Genomic DNA, 24,082 nt, shown 5'->3' on the forward strand with positions numbered 1-24,082 from the left:
CGCGCTCGACGGATATAGGGCGCCGATCGTCACTGCCCGCCGGTATCACCCATCACGGCGCCCTCGCGTCGGGGGTCGGCGCCACCGATCCATCCCTCCCCCTGACGCAGCAGCGCGCTCAGTCCACTGGACTGCGGGGCGACGGACACCTCGTGGCCCCTGTCGCGGAGCTGCTGCACGAGTGGATCGTTCGCTCCGTCGTCGGCACCGTCGATCGCCGGATGCTCGCCGCCGACCCCTGTGACGGGGGTGTTCGCAGCGCCGAACGACACGGCCGAGACGGCCTGCTGCGGGTCGAGTCCCCAGTCGAGAGTGTTCACGAGTGTCTTGACGACGAACTGGATGATCACCGAGCCGCCCGGCGACCCGACCACCATCCGGATGTCGCCGCGACCGCCGTCGGAGGTGCGATCGAAGACGAGCGTCGGGGCCATCGAGCTGCGCGGCCGCTTGCCGGGTTCGACGCGGTTGGCGACGGGCAGTCCCTCCTCGTCGACCGGTTCGGCCGAGAAGTCCGTGAGCTGATTGTTGAGGAGGACGCCGTCGGTCATGTGGAACGAGCCGAAGGCCGACTCGATGGTGGTCGTCATGGATGCCACGTTGCCGTAGCTGTCCGCGACCGAGATGTGGCTGGTGCCGTGTTCGGGGCTCTGCGGCGGCATGCCGAGCGGGACCGGACCGAAGTCGCCGGGCTGCGCCTCGCCCATGCTCTTGCCGGGGTCGATCAGCCCTGCGCGTTCGGACAGGTAGTCCGGGTTCACCAGGGTCTCGAGCGAGCCACCCGGCAGGGGCACGAAATCGGCGTCGGCGACGTACTTGTCGCGATCGGCGTAGGCGAGTCGTTCGGCTTCGGAGATCAGGTGCACCGCATCCGCGTCGGGGACGCCACCGTCGGCATCGACATCACCCGGCGGCAGCGACGCGAGGTCGAAGTTCTCGAGGATGCCGAGCGTCGCCGCGACCGCCATGCCACCCGAGGACGGGTTGGGCATCCCGCAGATCTCGTACTCGCGGTAGGGGGTGCACAGCGGTTGCCGTTCCTTCGCCTCGTAGACGGCGAGATCGTCGAGGGTCATCGTTCCGGGTGTACGCCCGCCCGAATCGGTGCCGGTGGACTCGACGATGCCGGCCGCGATGTCACCGGTGTAGAAGGCGTCGGCGCCGTCGGTGGCGATCGCCGAGAGCGTCTTGGACATCGCCGGATTCGTGAGGATCTCACCTTCGGGCTTGGGCGAGCCGTCGGCCTGCAGGAAGTAGGCGCGGGCCTCGTCGTCGACGGCGAGCTGCTCGGCGGAATCGGCGATCGACTGCGCCAGACGGTCGCTGATCACGATGCCCTGATCGGCGAGATCGATCGCGGGGCGGAACAATTCGCCCCAGGCGGCACTCCCGTGCTTCGCGTGGACGGTTTCGAGCATCCGCACGACGCCGGGCACGCCGATCGAGCGGCCGCTCGCACGCGCGTCGGGGCGGGGTTCGGTGCGATCGGTGTCGCTGATCCAGCGCAGATAGTTCTCGGTCGCGGACATCGGTGCCGTCTCGCGGCCGTCGTATGCCTTCACCTCACCGGACTCGGCGTCGTAGTACACCAGGAACGCTCCACCGCCGATACCCGACGACTGGGGTTCGACCAGACCGAGGACCATCTGGGCGGCGACGAGTGCGTCGGCCGCGGTCCCGCCGTCGCGCAGGACCTCGCATGCCGCTTCGGTGGATGCGGGATTGGCCGTCGACACGGCGAAGGAGGAGGTGGTCACCGCGGTCATGCCGGCGCGGTAACCGGTCGCGATCTCGGGGTTCGTGGAGATGTCGCGATCCCCGGTCTCCGTCGCCGGCTGCGTCTCGGCGATCGGGGTGCCGTTGGGTTCGGCGGTGCAGGTCGCGGCTGCCGCGGTCTCCTGCACGTCAGCCGTACCGCCCGACTCCATATCGTCCGACGCGGACGTACACGCGCCGAGGAGGGTGATCGAGACGGCCGCGGCGAAGGCCGCGCGGACACCGGACCGGGCTCTCGAGGGCAGGACCATTCACTGACCGTAGCCGGGCGCGTGAGTGCCCGTAGGGAATTCGACCGCGATCCGTTTGCGCACGCGCGACGCCCAGCGCCGGCCCGTCCACCTGAAGCCCGCACGGCTGGAGATGCTGACCTCCTGGATCGACCGCTACCGGTTGGTGAAGGAACAGCAGTTCCGCGGTCTCGACGCCGTCGCGCAGTGGCTCGGCCCGCGCGGCATGGAGATGAAGATCGAGGAGTACGACCTCCGCACCGGCGGTTCGTACCGCTACGAACACTCCGACGACGGCGGCAGCTACCGCTTCGCGGGTGTCTTCCACACCGTCCGCGAGAACGAACTCATCGTCCAGACCTTCGAATTCCTCGGGTTCCCGGACGTGGTGAGCCTCGAGACGCTCACCTTCGTCGATCTCGGGAACGGCCGCTGCAAGCTGGTCGGCCATGCTGTGTACCCGAGCCAGGAGGCCCGCGACGGCATGGCGGAAACGGGCATGGAGACCGGCCTGACCGAGGGCTTCGAACGACTCGAGGAACTGCTGACCGGGTCCGCGACGCGGTGAGCGCCGTTCACCGCAGGGCGTGGCCGAGTTCGGCGGCGCGCGCGAGCAGTTGCGCGCCGTCGCGGGCGACGACCACCTCGTCGCACAGTTCGGCGTAATCGGGCATCGCGCAGGTCGCCTGCGGCCAGTACCGCTCGGGCTCGGGCGTGATCCACGCGAGGCGGTGCACGCGACGACGGAGTTCCTCGAGCCGATCGATACGCGGGGGCAGACCGTTGCAGCGCCCGTCCCCCACGACCAGCACCGACGTCCGGCCGTCGATCGATCCGGAATGTTCGGTGAGCAGTTCGTCGAACATCCTGCCGTAGTCGCTGCTCGCTTCGAGATCGACTGCGGGATGGGCGAGTACGGCCGCCAGTGCACCGTCGCCGTCGGCGGCGAGCAACTGTGTCGTCACGTCCACCGGACGATCGACGAACGCGACCACCCGGCACCGGTGCGCCCGTCCGTGCATCGCCTGGGCGAGCCGGAGTGTGAACGCGGTGATCGGACGGACCGACAGCGAGACGTCGGCGAGGACGAGCAGCCGCACCCGGTCGGGGCGGGGCGCGCGGACGACGAGCCGGAACGGCACCCCGTCGGTCCGCATCCCCGCTCGGGCGGTCCTACGCATGTCGAGCCGCCCGCGGGTCCGCTCACGCGGATGGGGCCGGACCGGTCCGCGCATGCGACGCAGCACCTCGTGGCACGCGAGTTCGATCTCGGCGCGATCGATGCCGGCGGTGTCGTGCGATTCGGGTGCCTCGACACCTTCGGTCCCCGGCGCCACGGCGGCGAGCGAAGCCACGAACGCCTCGACCGCATCCACGAGACGCGCGAGCTGGGATGCGGAGAGAGGTTCGTCGAGGACCTCTCCCCCGTAGGTGCGGTGCGGGTCGTAGGCGTCGAGCCACGCGAGAATCGACGCCGGGTCGTCCCACGACAACGATCCGACGACCGCGGCCCCCGGTTCACCGGACAGATCACCCACCGTCGTGGTCGCCGCATTCTCGACGTCGACGGTGTAGGTGACGCCGCGACGGCCCGAGTCCGCATCCGTGTCCACCGACAGATCGGCGTCGGACGACGTCATCGACACATCGTCGTCGTCCTTGTGCGGGTTGAAACCCTTGCGGGCCTCCGGAGTGTCGAAGTGGTCGCCGACCTCGGCTGCGCGTTCGTTGTACTCGGCGTAGCGCGCGACGCTCGGGTCGTCGCCGATCTCGAGTGCCGCCGGCAGGGACTCGGCGAACTGCGCGCGGGCGGGACCGCCGCCGCTCGTGGCGACGGCGGCGTCGACCGCACCGAACAACTCGTCGAAAGCGCGCTCGAAACCGGCCCGCTCGTGCGAGTACTTGGCACACACCGCCCGCAGGCACGCGCGCAGCGAATCCCGCTCGCGGGCGGGGACCATGTCGAGCACCCGGCGCACCTCGATGCTCTCGGCCGGTGACGCCGCGACACCGTGGCGTCGCAGGAGCAGGCCGAACACCGCCGCTACCACGTCGAGCACGTAGCGGGGGCGACGCTCGTCGAGCGCGGTCACCTGTGTGACCCGGGATGCGTGCATTGCGGGGTCACCCCCGCAGTCCGCTGCCCGCGGCGTCGCGACCACCACCACCGCGTCCCCGGAAGACGGCCGTCGTGGTGTTCGCCGGGCGCGATGCGACCGTCACGCGTTCACGCGACGAACCAGATTCGGTCACAACAGCTTCGGGCGCACTCGCTTCGGGTGCGATCGGTTCGGACACCGCGGCTGCCGGTGCCGCACCGCCGAGCCGGGTCTTCGCGAGGTCGACGTCGCCGGTGTACTTGAGCAGCGTCGCCAGCAGCACGTCGCGCATGCCGCCCAGCGAATCCGGATCGTCGGCGTCGTGTCCCATCACCGTCGCCGCGCGCGCGGCGTCGATGACCTCCGAGATCGAGGGACTCTTGCGCAGCGGCAGATCGCGCAGGGTCCGGGACAGGTCGACGATCTGGTGAGCCGTTCCCGGGCGCACGTCCGGCACCCGCGCGGTGACGATCTCGCGTTCACGCTCGGGTGTCGGGTATCCGACGTGGTAGTGCAGGCAGCGACGCTTGAGCGCGGGTGACAACTCGCGAGTGTCGTTGGAGGTCAGGATCACCCACGGTGTGGACCGGGCCGTGAACGTGCCGACCTCGGGGATCGTCACCTGCCGTTCGGCGAGCACCTCGAGCAACAGTGCCTCCATGGATTCCTCGGTGCGGTCCACCTCGTCGACGAGCAGGACCACCGGCTCCTCCGAGAGCACGGCCTCGAGCAGCGGACGGACCGACAGGAAGGTCTCCGAGTACAGTCCGAAGTCCTGCTGCGCGAGGAACTTCGACGCGTCCGCGAGGTCGGCGCGACCGGCGAGCAGTTCGCCGATGCGGTCGCGCAGCATCTGCACGTGCAGCAGCTGTTTGGCGTAGTCCCACTCGTAGAGGGCGCGGCTGTCGTCGAGCCCTTCGTAGCACTGCAGTCGAACCAGTTTCCGGCCGCCGACCGCGGCGAGCGCCTTGGCCAGTTCGGTCTTGCCGACCCCGGCGGGGCCTTCGAGCAGTAGGGGCCGCTCGAGTGCGGTGGCGAGGTGCACGACGGTCGCGAACTCGTCGTCGGCGATGTAGTCGTGCCGGCGCAGCGCATCCTTCAACTCGGCGCCCGAGGCGAACGGGGTCATCCGGGGTCTCCTTCTGTGGCGTGGTCGCAGCGGAGCAGGGCGCTCCCGGGGCGCAGGGGACGCCCCGGGAGCGCGGGTTCTCAGTAGGACCGGTTGATGCAGTGGTCGACGACCGGGATCATCGAGTCGACGGTGACCTCGCGGGGGTTGCCCGGGGTGCACCAGTCGTCCTGGATGTGCTCGGAGATCGCCCGGACGGTCTTCTCGTCGCCGCGGATCGCGTCTCCGCGACCCGCATACTTCTTGGTGTTCATCTGGTTCTTCTCGTACGAGTCGGTGCGCACCTGCCCGAAGTTGTCGGGGATGCCGACGTCCTTCGCGAGACGGATCGCCGCTTCGACGGCCGCGTCGGCGGCCTGGACGGTGGTCATGTTGCGGGTGTCCACGCCCATCGCGGTGGCGATGCGGGCGTAATGCTCGTAGCGGGAGGGCAGGTTGTACTCCCACACGCGCGGCAGGGCGATGGCGTTGTTGAGGCCGTGGTGGCTGTCGAAGAAGGCCGAGACGGCGTGCGAGATGGAGTGCACGATGCCGAGGCCGCCGGAGTTGAAGGCCTGCGCGGCGATGTACTGGGCGTTCATCATGCCTTCGCGGGCCTTGAGGTTGCGCGGCTCGAAGACCGCTTCACGCAGGTGCTTCGCGACGAGCTCGATCGAGTACAGGGCGTTGCCGAGCGACGGGGCGAAGTCCAGCCGGGAGACGTACGGCTCGGAGCCGTGGGCGAGGACGTCGAAACCGCAGTAGGCGGTGAAGTGCTGGGGGCAGCTGTAGTAGAGCAGCGGGTCGTCGATCGCGAGGGTGACGATCGTGGCCTCGTCGAAGCCGACCCACTTGTGTGGGTGGTCCATGTCGGAGGTGTCGGTGATGACGTAGGCCCAGGACGTCTCGGAGCCGGTGCCGGCGGTCGTGGAGACGGCGATGTGCGGCGGGTTCTCCTTGTTGGTGGACTTCGCGAAGCCCTCGAACTCGTTGATGTTGCGGCCGTCGTGGGCGATCACGACGCGGGCGCCCTTCGCGGCGTCGTGGCTCGATCCGCCCCCGACGGAGATGATCGAGTCGCACTTCTCCTTCTGGTAGAGCGCCGCGGCCTCCATGACGTTGTAGTCCTTGGGGTTGGACTCGACCTTGTCGTAGAGGACGACCTCGACGCCCTGGTACTCGATCTTGCCGATGAGCTCCTCGATGATCCCCGATCCGCGCAGGCCGGTGGTCATCAGCAGGGCACGCTTGAAACCGAGGTTCTTCGCCTCGACACCGAGGATGTCGTGGGCGCCGACACCCATCAGCGCGCGGGGGAAGGGGTGGAATTCCTTGATCGGGAAGTCCCAGATCTGATTGAGCTCGATTGCCATGGTGTATCTCCTCGCAGAGGGGGTGTACCGGATCGGGAGTGTGATGTGGACCTCATCCGGGATTCACCATCGACCAGAGCTGCGAGGCGTGAAAGGCACAGCGGCCGAAACCGTCCGGTCGCCGTGGGGTCACCACCCGTTCGGGTAGGGCACCTCCCGCTGACCGGGTGGGTTCCGCACCCGCCCGAGCAGTGCCGGTACCGTTTTCCTCATCCCATGCGCGCTGGTAACCTGAATTAGAACACGTTCTAGATTCGGTCGTGCGCGGCCATCTTTGCAGGAGAGGACGAGACCCACCCATGACGACTGTCGAGGTGCCCCACGGCTCACGCTCGGTGATCCTCACCGTGTCCGCCGTCGTCGAGGAGACCGCCGACACGCGGTCGATCGTGTTCGCCGTCCCGGACGAGCTGCGCGACAAGTTCGCCTACCGACCCGGCCAGTTCCTCACCCTGCGCATCCCGAGCGACCGGACGGGCTCGGTGGCCCGCTGCTACTCGCTCGCGAGCTCCCCGTTCACCGACGACGCCCCCAAGGTCACCGTCAAGCGCACCGCCGACGGCTACGGATCCAACTGGCTGTGCGACAACATCGCGGCCGGACAGACCCTCGAGGTGCTGCCTCCCGCGGGTGTCTTCACCCCGAAGTCGCTCGACCACGACTTCCTGCTGTTCGGTGCCGGCAGCGGCATCACCCCGGTGATCTCGATCCTCAAGTCCGCGCTCACCCAGGGCGGCGGCACGGTGGTGCTGGTCTATGCCAACCGCGACGAGGAGTCCGTCATCTTCGCCGAGGAGCTGCGCGCTCTCGCGGAGAAGTACCCGACGCGCCTGACCGTCGTGCACTGGCTCGAGTCCGTCCAGGGTCTGCCCACCGCCGACCAGCTGGCGACGATCGCAGCGCCCTACGAGTCGTACGAGGCGTTCATGTGCGGCCCCGGCCCGTTCATGGACACGGTCCACCAGGCACTGAACACCGTGGGCATGCCCCGTGCCCGCGTGCACGCCGAGGTCTTCAACTCGCTGTCGGGCGACCCGTTCGCCGACCAGGCACCGGTCGAGGTCAGCGACGAGGACGCCGCCGACGCCGCGACCGTCGAGGTCGAACTCGACGGCGAGGTCCACAAGCTCTCGTGGCCGCGCAAGCAGACCCTTGTCGACATCATGCTCGCGAAGGGCATCGACGTGCCGTACTCGTGCCAGGAGGGCGAATGCGGGTCGTGCGCGTGCACCGTGCTCGAGGGCAAGGTCGAGATGGAGAACTGCGACGTGCTCGATCCCGAGGACATCGAGGCGGGTTACATCCTCGGTTGCCAGGCGCGGCCGGTGACCGACCACCTCAAGATCGAGTTCTGAGCCGGCGGGCTCACGCCCCGCTGCTCACACCCTCTGCGGAAGTGCCCGGCGCCTACGAGCGTGCGGGCACGGGCACTTCCCGCATCCCGGCGGAGTCGGGCTTCGGCTTTCGCACGAGCACGCCGACCCCGGCCACGAGCGCCAGCACGGCGACGACCACGCCGTAGCCGACGGCGGTGGACATCAGGCCGAACGATCCGGCCGCCGCCCCGGCGGCCATCGCGGGCACCGAGAACGCGAAGTAGCAGACGACGAAGGTCGTTGCGAATATCCGGCCGCGCTCGTGGGGTCGGCCGAGCGAGCCGACCACGCCCATGGCCGCGACGAAGGTCGAACCCCAGCCGAAGCCGGCGACCGCGGTACCCGCGTAGTACGCCGCGACCCATCCCGTGAGGAGCGCGGTGATCACCGCGGCCAGTCCCGTCACGAGCAACACGGCCCCGAGGATCACGATGCGATGGGGGTCGCGGCGGGCCGTGGTGGTCGCCGCGACCGTGCCCGCCGTGAACAGCGTGCCGATCGCCAGACCCGCGGCGAGGCGGTTGTCGATACCGAATACCGAGTCGACGATCGAGGGCCCCAGCGACATGTACAGCCCGCCGAGTGCCCACGCCGACATCAGACTGGGCAGGATGAGCAGATAGCGGCCCCGGACCTCACGGGGCACCGACGCGCTCGGCGCCAGGCTCCGCAGGGCGTCGCGTCGCGACGGGAAACCCACCGACGGCGAGGTCTCCGGCACGAAGATCAGCGCGATCGCCAGCACGACGGCGAGAACGCCGACGACCGCATAGCTCAGGACCGTGGGGAGCGGCGCGAACTGTACGAGTACGCCGGCTCCCGCCGCGCCGAGCGCGAGGCCGAGCGACGGCGCCGCGGTGTTGATCAGCGGACCGATGTGCCTGTTCGGCTGCATCTCGATCACGGCCGCCGCCAGCGCGCTCGTCGCTGCGCCCACCGCGAGACCCTGCAGGATCCGCGCGACGATCAGCCACCCCACCCCCGGGGAGGCGATGAAGACCACCATGCTCGCCGCGAGCAACAGCAGGGCCGTCACGATCACGGGTCTGCGCCCGACGTGGTCGGACAGCGACCCCACCGTCACGAGCGCCGCGAGCAGTGCGAGCACGTAGACCGCGAACACCACCGTGAGCATCGCCGCGGAGAACCCCCACATCTGCTGGTAGACGGGATACAGCGGTGACGGTGCCGACGACGACGCGGTGAGGGTGAACGCTCCCAGGCCGACCACGGCGAAACCGAACGAGCGGATACGGCCGCGGGGCTGGACTGGAGCAGTCATCGAACCTCCAGAAGGTGATCGGCGCGTTCCACGCGAGAGACGAACGGCGTGTCCCACGCGGAAACGAACGAGCGCCTCCGCGCGAATTGGTGAACACCCCTTCACCAACATACTTCGCTCGACGAAGTATTCCTCCGGCCATCCACCCGACGGCTCGGACACTCAGAGGGAGGTGGCGTCCTCGACGTCCTCGTCCCGCATGTCACCGGGCGCCGCGAGCAGGGCGCGACCGGCAGCGAAGACCGTCGCTGCCAGCGGCAACTCTCCGGGCACACCGCTGCGGAAGACTTCGACACGGCCCGAACCCGAGGCGGGTCGCCCGAGCGCATCGATCCGGCGCAGCGTCTGCCGTGCGACGGCCTCGGCGCTGTCGAACAGGCGCACTCCGGCCGGCAGGTGTTCGATGATGGTGTCGGCGACAAGCGGATAGTGGGTGCAACCGAGAACCACACCCTGGACATCCCGAGGGGTGCGCTCGGCCGCGGAGGCGACCGCTGCGGCGACGGCCACCCGATCACCCGCATCGATGGCGTCGGCAAGTCCGTGACACGCCACGCCGACGACCTCGGACCCGTTCGCGAACTGGTCGATCAGATTCGCCTGGTACCTGCTCGCGGTGGTCGCCGCGGTGGCCCAGATCGCCACCGAATCGCACGCCGCGGCCGCGGGCTTGACCGCGGGGACCGTGCCCACCACGGGCACCGCCGGACCGAGATCGGCCCGGACGTGTTCGAGGGCGGTCACCGATGCGGTGTTGCACGGGAGCACGACCACCTCGGCGCCCCGGGCGACGGCGCGACGGGCGGTGGTGACGACCCGGTCGATCACCCAGTCCGGAGACTTCGGGCCCCACGGGGCGCCGTCGGGATCCGTCGACAACATGAGGTCGAGATCGGGACGCAACCGTCGCAGCCACGCGGACGTCGGCAACAGCCCGAGACCCGAGTCGATGAGCGCAACGATCACCCTACGAATCTAGCGGGTCGCGCACGGCCGGCCCGACGGCGGTCGTTCCGGCGCGCAGCTCACTCCCCTAGACCGCCGCCGTGAGCAGCTCGTCGATCGGGGCGCCCGCAGCGATCTTCGCGCGCGACTTCATGACCAGCGCGGGCAGGCCTCCGCCCACAGCGCCGACGAACCTGCCGTCGCGCTCGTAGTACGCGAGGAACTTGCGGCCGTCGTCGCGCACGACGTGCACCGTGTCGTCGGCGGTGACCGCACCGAGGCCCTGGATCTTGATGTCGTACTGGTCGCTCCAGAAGTAGGGCACCTGTGCGGCGGCCCCGGCCTCGACGCCCATGATGGTCTTCGCCAGGACGGATGCCTGCTCGCCGGCGTTCGTCCAGTGCTCGATGCGCCTGCGCCCACCGGCCGGTACCTGCCAGGACGCGACATCGCCGACGGCCCACACGTGCGGGGTGGAGGTGCGGCCCGTGCCGTCGCACACGACACCGTTCTCGACTTCGACACCCGATCCCTCGAGCCACTCGGTGGCCGGGATCGAACCGATGCCCAGCACGACGAGGTCGACGTCGATCTCGCTGCCGTCGCCGAGGACGGCGGAGGTGACACGGCCGTCGCCGAGGACGGCGGAGGTGACACGGCCGTCGCCCAGGACGGCGGAGGTGACACGGCTGTCGCCGCGGATCTCCGACAATCCGACGCCGGCACGCACGTCGACGCCCTCGGCGGTGTGCAGGCGGGTGACGAGAGCACCGACCTCGGCACCGAGCACCGATGCGAGCGGGGTGGGCTGCGGTTCGACCAGCACGACCTCCACCTCGCGCGCCCGCAGGCTCGCCGCGACCTCGCACCCGATGAACCCGGCACCGACGACGAGCGCGCGGGCACCCGGAACGATCGCCTCGCGCAGGGCGCGGCTGTCCTCGAGCGACCGCAGGACGTGGACCCCCGCCAGATCCGGCAGACCGGGGATGCGGCGGGGCCGCAGACCCGTGGCGACGACGAGTTCGTCGTAGCCGAGTTCGGTGCCGTCGCTGAGCGTGAGGATGCGCGACGCGGTGTCGACCGAGCGAGCCGCGGCACCGAGCATCAACTCGATGCGGTTGTCGCCGAAGAACTCGCTCGGCCGAAGAGTCGTGTCGTCGCGGTCGCCGCGCAGGACCTCCTTCGACAGGGGCGGGCGGTCGTAGGGCAGGTGCGTCTCGTCGCCGACGAGCACGAGTTCGCCCTCGTATCCGGCCCGGCGCAGCTCTTCGGCGGTACGCACCGCCGCCAGGCCGGCGCCCACGACCACGACGCGCTCCGGCGTACTCTCGGTCTCCCGCTCGTTCGACACCCTCGGCCCATCCTTCGCTTCGTCTGTTGCGACACGCATGCGCGTTCCGCGCGGTAGTGATGCATCCCACTCCGCGTCCCACGTTCTTACCAAACAGTGACGACGGGCGACAGACCTACGTCGGCCGTTAGAGTTCGAGGCACCGTGAGGACAATGGGATCCAGCACAGGATCGAGCACGGAACACGACCGGTACACCTACCTGGGAGCCCCTCATGACCAGCGACAGCGGCGCAGGTATCAGCCGCATACAGTTCGGCGCCGGAACCTCCTCCGGATCCGCCGACCCGCAGGGCCGCACGATCATCGCGGACGCGGTGGTGGCCAAGATCGCGGGGCTCGCGACCCGCGAGATCAGCGGCGTCATCGAGGTGGGCGCCGGCACCGCCCGCGTCGTGGGCGCACTGCGCGACCGCATCCCCGGTGCGCGCATCAACCACGGACAGGGTGTCGCCGTCGAGGTCGGTGAACGTCAGGCCGCGATCGACATCGGCATCGTCGCCGAATACGGCGTCGCGCTGCACGAACTCGCCGTCGCCATCCGGCACAACGTCATCGCTGCGGTCGAACGCATGACGGGACTCGAGGTCACCGAGGTCAACATCACGGTTTTCGACGTGATGCTCCACGAAGAGGCCGCGGCCCTCACCGACGACGCCAAACCCCGCGTGCAGTGAACCCCGGATCAGCAGCGCAGGCGAATGCGGCCGACCTGGTGGCGGACGCCGCGCTGTCCGTTCCCGGCGTCGTCGGTCTGCACCGCGGCGCATTCGGGGAGGTCGCCACCTATCTGCCCGGCCGACGGGTCGAAGGTGTGCGGCTGACCGATCAGCTGTGCGCGGTGCACATCGTCGTGCGGATCCCCGCCGATCTCCCGGCCGTCGCCGACGCCGTCCGCGTCCGGGTGTCCCCGCTGGTGGACGTCCCCGTCCAAGTGACCATCGAAGATGTCCACGCCGGTGAACGAGAAGGAGCCCCATCGTGAACCACACACCCGTCAGCAACACCGTCGTCGGACTCCTCGCGGGGCTGCTCCTGGCCCTCGCCGGCATCATCGGCGGGTTCAGCGGTCTGCTGTTCGCCGTGCTGCTCGGCGCGCTCGGTGCCGCGATCGGCGCCCATCGCGACGGCCACCTCGACCTCGGCGCCCTGTTGAGGAGTCGGGGCCGTGGCTGATCCCACCGCGTCCGACGTCGGGACATCCGACGACACCGGGACCGGGGTCGTTCCCCCGGGCGAACGCGGCAGCCTTGTCGTCAAGGACCGTGCGATCGAACGCATCGCCGCGGCTGCCGCGCTCGGCGTTCCCGGTGTGGTGCGGCACAGCGGAGGTGGGATCCTGCGTCTCACCGGCCGCGACCTGCCCCGGGCCGACGTCACCACCGGCGCGAAGGCCGTCGCGGTGAATCTCTACATCGCCGCCGAATGGCCGTACGACGCGGCGATGCTCACCCGCCGGGTCCACGACGCGGTCGAACGCCAGCTGAACGACCTGACGGGCATGCGGATCAGCGAACTCAACGTGCTCATCGTCGCGACCGCGCTCGTCGAGGACGGCGAGACCGACGAGGCGCAGCCACCCGTCGAGTACCTGGAATCCGACATCGTCGCGGCGCGGACCACTCCGCATCCCGACATCCCCACCGTCGCTCCCCTGCCACCGCTGGCGCCGCCCGCGGCCGCACCCGCCGCCGCGGTCGTGGCGATCGCGGCGCTCGCCCTGTCGTTCGTCGCCGCCCGGGAACTGCTCATCGTCAACGGGACGTACGGCGGTGCCCCGTGGCTGCGCAACTCCTTCGAGTGGTTCGGCCGTCTGCACTGGCACACCTGGCTCGCACCCGTCGCGGGCGTCTGCCTCGTCCTCGGGATCGTCCTGATCGTCGTCGCCCTCAAACCCCGCCGCCGGACGCATGTGCCGCTGCAGGTCGCGGGGCCGGTGCCCACGGTGTGGATGCGGCGCACGGACGTCGCACGCATGTGCAGCGCCCACGCGTCCGCGCTCACCGGCGTGCGCACGGCCCGCACGGTCGTCGACCGTCGCCGTGCCGTGGTGCGCATCTCGATCGAGGACGAGACACCGGTCGACGAGATCACCGCGTCCGTGCGCGGCGCGGTCGCCCCGAACCTCGCGGCGCTCGCCGACCCCGTCGAACTCGTGGTGGAGGTGGCGCGGTGAAACTCCGTACCGTGCTGGCGAATCGGCTCGTCACCTTCCTGGCGGGCCTCGCCCTCGCCGGTGCCGGCGCATTCGCCCTGGCGTGGGTGTGGCAGGTTCCCCTAGCTCGAGAGCAACTCTCGCGTCTCGACCGTCCCCGCGTGACCGACGTCCCGGACCAGTCGTGGTGGACACCGGCCCTGTGGTCGGTCTTCGCGGGCGGACTCGTGCTCGGCATCGCGTTGCTCGCTGTCAACCTGTCGCGCCGGCGCACGTCGACCGTGCAGCTCTACGACCAGGTCACCGACGCCACCCTCGGTGTCGAACTCGGTCCCGTCGTCGACGGTGTGGCAGCCGAACTCGCCGCCCTGCCGGGCGTGCGGGCCGTGCGCGGACGCGCGGTCGTCGAACGCCACCTGCCGACGCTCTCGGTGGTGGTGCACGCCGACCCGACCATCGATGTCACCGAGCTGACGGAAGCCGCGGAGGATGCCGCCCAGCGGGTCGCGCGCGCTCTCGGCGGGGCGCACGTGGCGACGCAGGTCCTGGTACATCTCGACCCGGCTGTGGACGTCCACTGAGCCCACCCACCCGGGGCCGGAACCCATCCGGCCCGGGGCGGCTCAGCTTCGGGCCGCGTCCACGAGGTCGTGCTCGACGCTGTAGTCCACGCGCATCCGGTCCATCGCCACGTCGCGCACCTTGTACGCCCGCTGTGTGGTGCGTTCGAGGTCCGGATAGCGGAATTCCTGGACGCGGTCGACGAGCGCGAGCAGCGGCCCGACGCGTCCGAGGACGTGCTTGAGCGGGCTGTCGGGGATGTGCAGGGCGTCGGCGTCGGCGTCGCCGATGAACACCCGCTGCAGCGAGTGCATCACCGTGCGGGCGACCGTCGTCCGGATCGGTGCGGTGCCCGGCAGCAGGTTGGCCAGCTCCGGGACGAGATACTGCTCGGTCAGCGCGGTGACGAAATCCCGGTCCTCGTCGCTGGGGCCGGGCGAGGTGAGCCGGTACAGGTCCTCGACCGCGATGTGGTCGCGTTCGGTGCGCAGGCCCAGTTCCTCGCCCATCCCGATCACGTGCCCGACGTAGCGCCACAGGTGGTAGATGTCGTCGAGTTCGCGATCGGTGAAGCGCACCCCGAGGATCTGCATCGCCTCGACCGCGATGTGCCCGAACTCGGCCATCGTGAGCGCCATGTACGACTGCGGGATCGGCACTCCCCAGGCGTCCTCGTCCCACACCCCGCTCGCGAGAATGCCCTTGCGCACGTGGGCGTGGATCAGGCGCACCCGCACAGTGAACGCGAATCCGCCTCCGTCGCGGCGCATTCCGCCGCGAGTGAGGACGTGCCGTAACCACTCCCCGACCTCGACCGACCGCACGGCCGGCTGACTCACATAGCGGCCCGTCAGTGCGAGAGGCTTTCCGGCGATGAAGTTTCCGGCACCGTGCAGCAGCGAGGCAGCACCGAGCACCATGCCGAGGATCGGCGTGTGCCGAACGAGCGCGTCGGCGGCGTTGTCGATGCGGTCGTGGTCGACCCAGGCGGGTTCGTCGTCGAGGAAGGCGAACAGCTCTCGCAGGGATTCGGGTGCGTCGGGGACCGCCTCGACACCGTGGGTGAGTGCGACGCGCACGGCAGCCGTCGCGGAGTTCGGACCGAAGTCGTCGTTCACCACGGCGTCGGCCGGCGGGTCGGCCTGCCACATGCCGTCGAGCCAGCGCTCGCCGAGATCTGCGTATCGGCGCACCGCAAGGTCGGCGTTGACGAGATCACGTGGGATGTGTCGCTCCATGCATCCATGGAAACACGAGGAATCCTCACTTACTATTCACTTTTCATGAGCTCCCCGCGCGGCAACAGAACCGCAGGCAGAACCCCTCGGAAGCGTCCTGTGCAGCAGCGAAGTCACGACACCCGCAAGTTGCTCCTCACCTCTGCGTACGAGTTGCTCGAGCGCAGCCCCACCGCGCGGATCAGCACCACGGCACTCGCCGAGCACGCCCACGTGAGCATCGGAACGGTCTACCGATACTTCCCCGACGTCGACGCCGTGCTCGACGAACTCCGCATGACCGCCGTCCACGCGATCACCACCTCGCTGTCCACCGCCATCGGGCGGGCGATGGACCAGCAGCCGGAGGACGCCATGGCGACGGTCGTGGAAAGCCTCACCGCCGCGTTCGAGAAACACGCCGCGGTGCTCCGGGTGTCGTACACCTCCGAGGAGATCGAGTTCGGACTCGCGTGGGCCGAGGTCGAAGGTCCGCTGCGGCCGCTCGGACGCATCATCCCGGCGCGGCTGCGACCCGATCTCGACGACGCAGCACTCGACGATCTCGTGTTCATCGTGATGGGAGCGACGGCGAGCCTGTGTTCACGGATCGCCCTCTTGCGGCCCCGGAGATCCGATCGGACCCGGATGATCGCGGTGACGGCGCGGATGCTCCTCGCCGCGATCGAGAGCGCCTGACGCACGGCGCATCGTGTACGGCGCTCATCTCCGGGTTCGAAAACAGACCCGACGTCCTGCCGAACGGCACATACTGATCACTGTCGTTCTCACACCGTCGTCTCGACCGAGGAGAGTGCTGTGCGTCGACTACCGATCGTGTTGTCCGCCGTGATCCTCACCGTCGTGGCCGCCTGCGGCAACGACACCTCGGGCGAATCACCGCTCGCCGCAACGTCCGAAGCGACCGCGACCGATGCGACCGCTACCGGCGCGGCGCCCGCCGACGAATTCCAGGACGTGCTCGACCGCGTCCGCGAGGACGTCGGCTTCCCGGGAGTCGTTGCGCGCGTGGTCACCCCGGACTACGAGTGGACCGGTTCGTCCGGCACGATCGGTGCGGATCGATCGGAGGAGCCCGGCCCCGGCGACCACACCCGCATCGGCAGCATCACGAAGACGATGACGATCACCGCTCTGCTGCAACTGACGGAGGACGACCGACTGTCGCTGGAGGATCCGATCGGCCGCTATGTGCCGGGCCTGCCGAACGGCGACGTCGCCACCCTGGGTCAGCTGGCCTCGATGGTGAGCGGTATCCCCAGCTACACCTTCGACGAGGAGTTCCAGCAGCAACTCTTCGACGATCCGGAGGCACCGTGGACCCCGGACGAACTCCTCGACTACGTACGCGGTGACGCACCGAACTTCGCTCCCGGGGAGCGGTTCGAGTACTCCAACACCAACACGATCGCGCTCGGGCTGGTCGTCGAGCAGGTTTCCGGGCAGAGCCTGCACGAGTACTTCCGGGCGAATGTCTTCGAGCCCCTGGGCATGGCCGACACCGTCATGCCCACCGACGCGGCCATCGCGTCACCGCACCTGTACGGGATCACCGAACAGGGACAGCCGGACGGGCAGACGGCCGATGCGACCGGTTGGAACCCGTCGTGGGGATGGTCGGCCGGCGCGGTGATCTCCACCGTCGACGATCTCGAACTGTGGGGCACGGCCCTCGGGACGGGCGAGGGCATCCTCTCCCCCGAGATGCAGCAGCTCCGTCTCGACTCGTTCCTGTTCGACGTCCCCGGTGCGACCGACACGCGCGCCTACGGCCTCGGGCTCGGTATCGAGAACGGCTGGCTCGGCCACACGGGCGAACTCCCCGGTTTCAACACCTACGTGGGATATCTGCCCGAGCGCCGGGCCGTGGTCGTCGCCGCCGTGAACAGCGACATCCCGACGGCCGACGGGGAGGAACCGGTGACCCCCGTGGCAAACCAGCTGAAGGAGATCGTCGGCTGATCGCTTGTGATCCAGAAACGCCGAACGGCGCCCACCCGGAGGGTGGACGCCGTTCGAGCGTCAGTGAGGACTAGCTCACTTGATGATCCCGTAGGCGGTGCCTACTTGATGATCCCGTAGGCGGTGCCTACTTGATGATCTTCGTGACGCGACCGGCGCCGACGGTGCGGCCACCCTCGCGGATCGCGAAGCGGAGGCCCTCGTCCATGGCGACCGGCTGGATCAGCTTGACGGACATCTCGGTGTTGTCACCGGGCATGACCATCTCGGTGCCCTCGGGGAGGGTCACAACGCCCGTCACGTCCGTGGTACGGAAGTAGAACTGCGGGCGGTAGTTGTTGAAGAACGGCGTGTGGCGGCCGCCCTCCTCCTTGTTGAGGATGTAGGCCTGGCCCTCGAACTCCGTGTGGGGAGTCGTGGTGCCCGGCTTGACGACGACCTGGCCACGCTCGACGTCCTCGCGCTTGATGCCGCGGACGAGGAGACCGACGTTGTCGCCGGCCTGGCCCTGGTCGAGCAGCTTGCGGAACATCTCGATGCCGGTGACCGTGGTCTTGGTCGAATCGGGGCGGATGCCGACGATCTCGACCTCTTCGTTGACGTTGATCACGCCACGCTCGATACGGCCGGTGACGACGGTGCCACGACCCGTGATGGTGAAGACGTCCTCGACGGGCATGAGGAACGGCTTGTCGGTCTCACGGACCGGGTCCGGGATGGAGTCGTCGACGGCCTGCATGAGATCCTCGACCGACTTGACCCACTTCGGGTCGCCCTCGAGAGCCTTGAGAGCCGAAATCGGAACGACCGGAGCGTTCTCGTCGAACTCCTGCGAAGCGAGGAGCTCGCGCACCTCCATCTCGACGAGCTCGAGGATTTCCTCGTCGTCGACCATGTCGGCCTTGTTCAGGGCGACGAGGATGTAGGGAACGCCGACCTGGCGAGCGAGCAGCACGTGCTCACGCGTCTGGGGCATCGGGCCGTCGGTGGCCGCCACGACCAGGATCGCGCCGTCCATCTGGGCGGCACCGGTGATCATGTTCTTGATGTAGTCCGCGTGACCCGGGGCGTCGACGTGCGCGTAGTGGCGCTTGTCGGTCTGGTACTCGACGTGGGAGATGTTGATCGTGATACCACGAGCCTTCTCCTCAGGTGCCTTGTCGATCTGATCGAAAGCGAAGCTCTCGTTCAGGTCGGGGAACTTGTCGGCAAGCACCTTGGTGATCGCAGCCGTGGTGGTGGTCTTGCCGTGGTCGACGTGACCGATGGTGCCGATGTTCACGTGCGGCTTGGTCCGCTCGAACTTCGCCTTCGCCACTGGATGTCCTCCTGGACTGTTGTTGCTTGCTGTATGCAGCAGTGCGGTTTGTATTACTTGGTCGTGCAGGTGACCGAGGGATAACCCGGAGGCTACTCGCCGGTCGCCTTGGCGATGATTTCCTTCGCGACGTTCGAGGGAACCTCTGCGTAGGAATCGAACACCATGGAGAAGTTCGCACGACCCTGGGTCTTCGACCGCAGATCGCCGATGTAACCGAACATCTCCGAGAGCGGAACCAGCGCCTTCACGACACGGGCACCACTGCGTTCCTCCATGGCCTGGATCTGGCCACGGCGGGAGTTCAGGTCGCCGATCACTTCACCCATGTAGTCCTCGGGCGTGGTGACCTCGACCGCCATGAGGGGCTCGAGGATCACCGGGGCGGCCTTGCGGGCCGCTTCCTTCAGCGCCTGCGAACCGGCGATCTTGAACGCCATTTCGGACGAGTCGACGTCGTGGTACGCACCGTCGATGAGGGTGACCTTCAGGTTCACCAGCGGGTAGCCGGCGAGCACGCCGTACTGCATGGCGTCCTGGGCACCCGCGTCGACCGACGGGATGTACTCGCGCGGGATGCGACCGCCGGTGACCTTGTTCTCGAACTCGTAGGTCGCGCCGTCCTCGCCGACGAACGGCGAGAGGCCGATGATGACCTTTGCGAACTGGCCCGAGCCACCGGTCTGCTTCTTGTGCGTGAACTCGAGCTTCTCGACCGGCTTGGTGATCGTCTCGCGGTACGCGACCTGCGGCTTGCCGACGTTGGCCTCGACCTTGAACTCGCGACGCATGCGGTCGACGAGGATGTCGAGGTGGAGCTCGCCCATGCCGCCGATGACGGTCTGGCCGGTCTCGTCGTCGAGTTCGACGGAGAAGGTCGGGTCCTCTTCGGCGAGCTTCTGGATGGCCGTCGACAGCTTCTCCTGGTCGGCCTTCGACTTCGGCTCGATGGAGACCTGGATGACCGGGTCCGGGAAGGTCATGGACTCGAGCACGATCGGGGCGTCCTGCGCGCACAGGGTGTCGCCGGTCGTGGTGTCCTTCAGGCCGATCATCGCGTAGATGTGGCCTGCCACGGCCTCGTCGACCGGGTTCTCCTTGTTGGCGTGCATCTGGAACAGCTTGCCGATGCGCTCCTTCTTGCCCTTGGTCGAGTTGAGCACCTGGGTGCCCGAGTCGATCCGGCCGGAGTACACGCGGACGAAGGTCAGCTTGCCGAAGAAGGGGTGCGCAGCGATCTTGAAGGCGAGAGCCGAGAAGGGCTCCTCCTTCGAAGGCTTACGACGCAACTCTTCTTCTTCGTTACCGACCTGGTGGCCGATGACGTCGCCGATGTCGAGCGGGTTCGGCAGGTAGTCGATGACCGCGTCGAGCATGGGCTGGATGCCCTTGTTCTTGAAGGCGGAGCCGCACAGCACCGGGTAGAGCTCGGAGTTGACGGTCATCTTGCGGATGGCCGCCTTGATCTCGGCGACGGTGAGTTCCTCGCCGCCGAAGTACTTCTCCATGAGCTCTTCGTCGGACTCGGCGACCGTCTCGAGCAGCTTCTCGCGGTACTCGGCAGCCTTGTCGGCGAGGTCGGCCGGGATCTCCTCGACCGTGGCCTCGGTGCCGATGTCGGTGGTGCCGCGCCAGGTGAGCGCCTTCATCTCGACGAGGTCGACGACGCCGTCGAAGGCATCCTCGGCACCGATGGGGAGCTGGAGGACCAGCGGCTTCGCGCCCAGGCGATCGATGATCGTCTGCACGGTGAAGTAGAAGTCCGCGCCCATCTTGTCCATCTTGTTGACGAAGCAGATGCGCGGAACGTCGTACTTGGCAGCCTGGCGCCAGACCTGCTCGGACTGGGGCTCGACGCCCTCCTTGCCGTCGAACACGGCGACTGCGCCGTCGAGGACGCGCAGCGACCGCTCGACCTCGACCGTGAAGTCGACGTGGCCGGGGGTGTCGATGATGTTGATCTGGTTCTTGTTCCAGAAGCAGGTCACAGCAGCGGAGGTGATGGTGATACCACGCTCCTTCTCCTGCTCCATCCAGTCGGTGGTCGAGGCACCGTCGTGCGTCTCACCGATCTTGTAGTTGACACCGGTGTAGAAGAGGATGCGCTCGGTGGTGGTGGTCTTGCCGGCATCGATGTGCGCCATGATGCCGATGTTGCGGACCTTGTTCAGGTCGGTCAGCACTTCCTGTGCCACAGGTAACCCCGCTCGTAGCTCGTGTCGGTCCTTGGGTGCGGACCACATGTTCTTGTGTTGTCAGCCGGCCTTTACGGGACCGACACAGTTGTGCGAGCAGCCGACCGGGAGGTCCGTGATGACGGCATCTCCCGGTCGGCGACGACTCACCAGCGGTAGTGCGCGAACGCCTTGTTGGCTTCAGCCATCTTGTGCGTGTCCTCGCGGCGCTTCACGGAGGCGCCGAGGCCGTTGCTCGCGTCGAGGAGCTCGTTGGCGAGCCGCTCGACCATGGTCTTCTCGCGACGCTGACGCGAGAACGTCACCAGCCAGCGCAGCGCGAGCGTGGTGGAACGACCGGGGCGAACCTCGACCGGCACCTGGTAGGTGGCACCACCGACGCGACGGCTGCGGACCTCGAGGGCGGGCTTGACGTTGTCGAGCGCGCGCTTGAGGGTGACGACCGGATCGGTACCGGTCTTCTCGCGAGCCTGCTCGAGCGCCTGGTAGACGATGCGCTCGGCGGTGGACTTCTTGCCGTCCAGCAGGATCTTGTTGACCAGCTGGGTGACCAGCGGCGAACCGTAGACCGGATCGGCGATCAGCGGGCGCTTGGGAGCGGGACCCTTACGTGGCATCAGCCCTTCTCCTTCTTCGCTCCGTAGCGGCTGCGGGCCTGCTTGCGGTTCTTGACACCCTGAGTGTCGAGCGAGCCGCGGATGATCTTGTAGCGCACACCCGGGAGGTCCTTCACACGACCGCCACGCACGAGCACCATCGAGTGCTCCTGGAGGTTGTGGCCCTCACCGGGGATGTAGGCGGTGACCTCGACCTGGGAGGTCAGGCGCACACGGGCGACCTTACGGAGAGCCGAGTTCGGCTTCTTCGGGGTGGTGGTGTACACGCGAGTGCACACACCGCGACGCTGGGGGCTGCCCTTGAGCGCCGCGCTCTTGACCTTGGCGGCCTTGTCGCGGCGGCCCTTGCGGACCAGCTGATTGATGGTTGGCATTAACCGGCTTTCTTCGTTGTCTGAAGCTGCTCACTTCGAGCAACCTCGGCTGTTCTGAAATTAGGGATCCATCGGTTGGGGCAAGAAAGCTGCTGCCCCGCACTCGCCCCTCGTGTGCACACGAGGTCGGGTGTGTCGCGTACCCCCACACAGGCAGCCGGGGGCTCGCTCCTGCAGATATCCACAGACCGCGCGCACGGCACTACCTCGCATAGGCACACAGACCGGCCCGGGCATGCCGGACACGACCCACAACGATACCCGGCGTGCGCGCATGAGGTCAAAGTGAGGAGCGCGCACCCTCCCGAGGATCCGCACACACCGTCAACTGCTGAGGTTCAGTGTGAGCCGGGCCAACGTAGCAGCAGCTTCACACGGGTCCGCTCCCCCGGAGGTGTACTGCACCCACCAGCCGAAGATGCCGGTCGTCGACGCCCCGGAACTGACCCCGCACGACAGCGGATCGCCGGGTCGGCGCATCTGCAGTGCCCGCCGGCCCTCGATGGTCGTGTTCTCGATCTCGTAACCGAGTCCCTCGGCGGCGGCGCGTTCGTGGTCGAGGGAACCGGTCTCGAACCAGTTGAAGGTGACCTTCACTACTCCCATGGGTCCCTCACCGTCCCAGCGGCAGATCGCACCGAAGAACCCGCGGTAGACGTAGTCCGCGCCCACGGCCTCGGCGATCTTCTCGTCGGCGACCGCATCGCACTCGGTGAGCAGCCGGGTGAATTCGGCGCCCGTGCCGCCGCCGATCCCCTCCGGGACGGCCCGCCCCTCGATGGTGCGGGTACATCCGGTGAGCAGAGCACCCGTCGTGAGGACGGTCGCGAGTGCGGCACCCCAGCGGCGGGCGTTCACTCCTGCACCCTTTCCACACTCGTGGTGGCCAGTCCGCGAGCGACGACGCAGGCGTCGGCGACGGGCGTGAGGTTCGAGTACGAGACCGACCAGTGGACGAAGTCGCCGCCGAACTCCACGCCGATCTCGCACAGCGTCGTCTGCCCCAGCTCGTTCTGATAGGACCCCATGAAACCCGACCGTCCCCCGATCTCGACGTCGGCGGCGGGCCGGCCGATGAGATCGGAGCCGGCGCGTTCGCGGCCGATGGGACTTCCCCGATACCACGAGAAGCTCACGCTGGGGCCGCCGACGTAGATCTCCCACTCGCAGCCCACCGAGTTGCGCGTCACCGTCGTGAAACTGCCGAGACCGAAAGCCGCCGCCACCTCGTCGTCGGACATCGCGCCGCACTCGTCGAACAGCGGGCCGGGGTCGGTGACGGACGCGGTCGGCGAGGTCTCGACCTGTCCGGCGTCGTCGGAGTTCCCGCACGCCGCCGCACCGAGACCCATGAGACCGACCGTCGCCACGGCGGCCGCCGTCCTTCCGATGCGCGGGAGAGGCATGGCGGGAAGACTACCGAGCCGGGCCCGCCTGTGTGCAACGACTCGAGGACTCCCGGAGCACCTCGTCGAGCTGCGCGGCCCAGTGCCGGACGATCTCCCGCCGGCGGGCCGAGTCGTCCGTCAGCACGTCGGCCAGGCCGAGGCCGCGCGCGAGATCCAGGGTCGCCTGCACCGTCCGGTGCACGACCGGATCGGTGTCGTCGGCACCGAGCTGCTCGACGGCCACCGCGTGCGAGACACGGCCGAACTTCTCCTCGAGCGGCAGGAGCATCTCGCGCAGAGCCGGATCGGCCGCCGCGGCCGTCCACACCTGCAGGGCGGCCTTGAACATGTTGCCGGTGCACTGGTCGACGATGCGCTCGACCACCGCCTCCGTGCGGCCGACGCCCTCGGGCACGTCGAACGGTTCGGTGCGGACCCGCTCGATGCGACTGTCGAACATGAACTCGAGCGATGCGGTGATGAGATCCTCCCGGGTCGGGAAGTGATGCTGGGCGGCCCCCCGCGACACTCCTGCCCGCTCGGCGACCACACTCACCGTGGTTGCGGCCCAACCGGATTCGACGAGGCAGTCGATCGTCGCCTCGAGCAGTCGCCGCCGCGTGGCGCGGCTGCGGTCCTGCTTCGGTTCTCGCGCCATCGGGACTCCTGTTCCTGCCTGTCCTGTCACGACCCCGTGGTCACGACCGTTCCGTCACGACTGATCTTCCGCCG

General features: G+C 68.4%; 23 protein-coding genes and 1 pseudogene. 9 read left to right on the forward strand and 15 right to left on the reverse strand.

Annotated elements, in window-relative coordinates:
- Positions 1-29: 29 nt before the first annotated feature.
- The gene (gene ggt / locus A5767_RS06585; protein WP_064851957.1) at positions 30-2,027 is read right to left on the reverse strand and encodes a gamma-glutamyltransferase; all 1,998 of its coding nucleotides are present in this window, start codon (positions 2,025-2,027) and stop codon (positions 30-32) included.
- A gap of 58 nt (positions 2,028-2,085) precedes the next feature.
- On the opposite strand from ggt, the pseudogene A5767_RS06590 reads away from it, so the two are divergent.
- A pseudogene (locus A5767_RS06590) lies at positions 2,086-2,574 on the forward strand (SRPBCC domain-containing protein); the annotation flags it as partial.
- A gap of 7 nt (positions 2,575-2,581) precedes the next feature.
- Here A5767_RS06590 and madC read toward each other — a convergent pair.
- The 3 genes from madC to mdo all read right to left on the reverse strand — a co-directional run bounded on the left by madC (position 2,582) and on the right by mdo (position 6,586).
- A complete protein-coding gene (madC, locus tag A5767_RS06595; RefSeq protein WP_064851989.1) occupies positions 2,582-4,123 on the reverse strand; it encodes a MadC family VWA domain-containing protein in 1,542 nt (513 codons plus the stop codon).
- A gap of 7 nt (positions 4,124-4,130) precedes the next feature.
- Positions 4,131-5,234: a MadB family AAA-type ATPase gene (locus A5767_RS06600; RefSeq protein WP_064851958.1), complete on the reverse strand. Its 1,104-nt coding sequence runs from the start codon at positions 5,232-5,234 to the stop codon at positions 4,131-4,133.
- An 80-nt stretch (positions 5,235-5,314) separates the two neighbouring features.
- Entirely contained in the window at positions 5,315-6,586 is a 1,272-nt protein-coding gene (gene mdo / locus A5767_RS06605) for an NDMA-dependent methanol dehydrogenase (RefSeq protein ID WP_024101655.1), read from the reverse strand.
- Between the two features lie 299 nt (positions 6,587-6,885).
- On the opposite strand from mdo, the gene A5767_RS06610 reads away from it, so the two are divergent.
- The gene (locus A5767_RS06610; RefSeq protein ID WP_064851959.1) at positions 6,886-7,941 is read left to right on the forward strand and encodes a ferredoxin--NADP reductase; all 1,056 of its coding nucleotides are present in this window, start codon (positions 6,886-6,888) and stop codon (positions 7,939-7,941) included.
- Positions 7,942-7,993: 52 nt separating this feature from the next.
- Here A5767_RS06610 and A5767_RS06615 read toward each other — a convergent pair whose 3' ends face one another.
- From A5767_RS06615 to A5767_RS06625, 3 genes are all read right to left on the reverse strand, one after another.
- Positions 7,994-9,244, reverse strand: a complete 1,251-nt coding sequence (locus A5767_RS06615; protein WP_064851960.1) for an MFS transporter — start codon at positions 9,242-9,244, stop codon at positions 7,994-7,996.
- Positions 9,245-9,406: 162 nt separating this feature from the next.
- On the reverse strand, positions 9,407-10,210 hold the full coding sequence (locus tag A5767_RS06620) for a glutamate racemase (protein ID WP_006552244.1): 804 nt from the start codon (positions 10,208-10,210) through the stop codon (positions 9,407-9,409).
- Between the two features lie 67 nt (positions 10,211-10,277).
- Positions 10,278-11,543, reverse strand: a complete 1,266-nt coding sequence (locus A5767_RS06625; protein WP_064851961.1) for an NAD(P)/FAD-dependent oxidoreductase — start codon at positions 11,541-11,543, stop codon at positions 10,278-10,280.
- A gap of 214 nt (positions 11,544-11,757) precedes the next feature.
- Between A5767_RS06625 and A5767_RS06630 the strand changes: the two genes are divergently transcribed.
- From A5767_RS06630 to A5767_RS06650, 5 genes are read left to right on the forward strand one after another with little or no spacing between them, the layout of a single operon-like run.
- Positions 11,758-12,219 (forward strand): Asp23/Gls24 family envelope stress response protein, encoded by a 462-nt coding sequence (locus A5767_RS06630; protein WP_006552246.1) that lies wholly within the window; start codon positions 11,758-11,760, stop codon positions 12,217-12,219.
- On the forward strand, positions 12,216-12,527 hold the full coding sequence (locus tag A5767_RS06635) for a hypothetical protein (protein ID WP_006552247.1): 312 nt from the start codon (positions 12,216-12,218) through the stop codon (positions 12,525-12,527). Before A5767_RS06630 ends, A5767_RS06635 begins: the two co-directional genes overlap by 4 nt.
- Positions 12,524-12,718, forward strand: coding sequence for a hypothetical protein (locus tag A5767_RS06640; protein WP_006552248.1), 195 nt, complete (start codon positions 12,524-12,526; stop codon positions 12,716-12,718). Before A5767_RS06635 ends, A5767_RS06640 begins: the two co-directional genes overlap by 4 nt.
- Positions 12,711-13,718, forward strand: a complete 1,008-nt coding sequence (locus A5767_RS06645) for a DUF6286 domain-containing Asp23/Gls24 family envelope stress response protein (RefSeq protein ID WP_064851962.1) — start codon at positions 12,711-12,713, stop codon at positions 13,716-13,718. Before A5767_RS06640 ends, A5767_RS06645 begins: the two co-directional genes overlap by 8 nt.
- Positions 13,715-14,278, forward strand: a complete 564-nt coding sequence (locus A5767_RS06650) for a hypothetical protein (RefSeq protein ID WP_006552251.1) — start codon at positions 13,715-13,717, stop codon at positions 14,276-14,278. Before A5767_RS06645 ends, A5767_RS06650 begins: the two co-directional genes overlap by 4 nt.
- 42 nt (positions 14,279-14,320) lie before the next feature.
- On the opposite strand, the gene A5767_RS06655 is transcribed toward A5767_RS06650, so the two are convergent.
- Positions 14,321-15,496, reverse strand: a complete 1,176-nt coding sequence (locus A5767_RS06655) for an oxygenase MpaB family protein (RefSeq protein WP_064851963.1) — start codon at positions 15,494-15,496, stop codon at positions 14,321-14,323.
- Between the two features lie 99 nt (positions 15,497-15,595).
- Between A5767_RS06655 and A5767_RS06660 the strand changes: the two genes are divergently transcribed.
- A complete protein-coding gene (locus A5767_RS06660) occupies positions 15,596-16,174 on the forward strand; it encodes a TetR/AcrR family transcriptional regulator (RefSeq protein WP_024101661.1) in 579 nt (192 codons plus the stop codon).
- Between the two features lie 120 nt (positions 16,175-16,294).
- A complete protein-coding gene (locus A5767_RS06665) occupies positions 16,295-17,458 on the forward strand; it encodes a serine hydrolase domain-containing protein (RefSeq protein WP_064851964.1) in 1,164 nt (387 codons plus the stop codon).
- 127 nt (positions 17,459-17,585) lie between these two features.
- On the opposite strand, the gene tuf is transcribed toward A5767_RS06665, so the two are convergent.
- The 7 genes from tuf to A5767_RS06700 all read right to left on the reverse strand — a co-directional run bounded on the left by tuf (position 17,586) and on the right by A5767_RS06700 (position 24,008).
- The gene (tuf, locus tag A5767_RS06670; protein ID WP_006552255.1) at positions 17,586-18,776 is read right to left on the reverse strand and encodes an elongation factor Tu; all 1,191 of its coding nucleotides are present in this window, start codon (positions 18,774-18,776) and stop codon (positions 17,586-17,588) included.
- A 92-nt stretch (positions 18,777-18,868) separates the two neighbouring features.
- Positions 18,869-20,971, reverse strand: a complete 2,103-nt coding sequence (fusA, locus tag A5767_RS06675) for an elongation factor G (protein WP_064851965.1) — start codon at positions 20,969-20,971, stop codon at positions 18,869-18,871.
- A 146-nt stretch (positions 20,972-21,117) separates the two neighbouring features.
- Positions 21,118-21,588: a 30S ribosomal protein S7 gene (gene rpsG, locus A5767_RS06680; protein ID WP_006552257.1), complete on the reverse strand. Its 471-nt coding sequence runs from the start codon at positions 21,586-21,588 to the stop codon at positions 21,118-21,120.
- Positions 21,588-21,962, reverse strand: coding sequence for a 30S ribosomal protein S12 (gene rpsL / locus A5767_RS06685; RefSeq protein ID WP_006552258.1), 375 nt, complete (start codon positions 21,960-21,962; stop codon positions 21,588-21,590). Before rpsL ends, rpsG begins: the two co-directional genes overlap by 1 nt.
- A 324-nt stretch (positions 21,963-22,286) precedes the next feature.
- Entirely contained in the window at positions 22,287-22,820 is a 534-nt protein-coding gene (locus A5767_RS06690; protein ID WP_064851966.1) for a DUF3558 domain-containing protein, read from the reverse strand.
- Positions 22,817-23,368 (reverse strand): DUF3558 domain-containing protein, encoded by a 552-nt coding sequence (locus A5767_RS06695; protein ID WP_064851967.1) that lies wholly within the window; start codon positions 23,366-23,368, stop codon positions 22,817-22,819. Before A5767_RS06695 ends, A5767_RS06690 begins: the two co-directional genes overlap by 4 nt.
- A gap of 10 nt (positions 23,369-23,378) precedes the next feature.
- The gene (locus A5767_RS06700; protein WP_064851968.1) at positions 23,379-24,008 is read right to left on the reverse strand and encodes a TetR/AcrR family transcriptional regulator; all 630 of its coding nucleotides are present in this window, start codon (positions 24,006-24,008) and stop codon (positions 23,379-23,381) included.
- Positions 24,009-24,082: the final 74 nt, after the last annotated feature.

Origin of the sequence: Rhodococcus sp. 852002-51564_SCH6189132-a, from assembly GCF_001665495.1 — a bacterium.
Classification (GTDB): domain Bacteria; phylum Actinomycetota; class Actinomycetes; order Mycobacteriales; family Mycobacteriaceae; genus Rhodococcus; species Rhodococcus pyridinivorans.

Bases quoted from the DNA above. Each gene is read 5' to 3' on its own strand.
- A5767_RS06610 (WP_064851959.1), top strand. From the start codon at position 6,886: ATGACGACTGTCGAGGTGCCCCACGGCTCACGCTCGGTGATCCTCACC.
- madC (WP_064851989.1), bottom strand. From the start codon at position 4,123: ATGCACGCATCCCGGGTCACACAGGTGACCGCGCTCGACGAGCGTCGC.
- A5767_RS06615 (WP_064851960.1), bottom strand. From the start codon at position 9,244: ATGACTGCTCCAGTCCAGCCCCGCGGCCGTATCCGCTCGTTCGGTTTC.
- A5767_RS06600 (WP_064851958.1), bottom strand. From the start codon at position 5,234: ATGACCCCGTTCGCCTCGGGCGCCGAGTTGAAGGATGCGCTGCGCCGG.
- rpsL (WP_006552258.1), bottom strand. From the start codon at position 21,962: ATGCCAACCATCAATCAGCTGGTCCGCAAGGGCCGCCGCGACAAGGCC.
- A5767_RS06695 (WP_064851967.1), bottom strand. From the start codon at position 23,368: ATGCCTCTCCCGCGCATCGGAAGGACGGCGGCCGCCGTGGCGACGGTC.
- mdo (WP_024101655.1), bottom strand. From the start codon at position 6,586: ATGGCAATCGAGCTCAATCAGATCTGGGACTTCCCGATCAAGGAATTC.
- ggt (WP_064851957.1), bottom strand. From the start codon at position 2,027: ATGGTCCTGCCCTCGAGAGCCCGGTCCGGTGTCCGCGCGGCCTTCGCC.
- A5767_RS06700 (WP_064851968.1), bottom strand. From the start codon at position 24,008: ATGGCGCGAGAACCGAAGCAGGACCGCAGCCGCGCCACGCGGCGGCGA.
- rpsG (WP_006552257.1), bottom strand. From the start codon at position 21,588: ATGCCACGTAAGGGTCCCGCTCCCAAGCGCCCGCTGATCGCCGATCCG.
- A5767_RS06630 (WP_006552246.1), top strand. From the start codon at position 11,758: ATGACCAGCGACAGCGGCGCAGGTATCAGCCGCATACAGTTCGGCGCC.
- A5767_RS06655 (WP_064851963.1), bottom strand. From the start codon at position 15,496: ATGGAGCGACACATCCCACGTGATCTCGTCAACGCCGACCTTGCGGTG.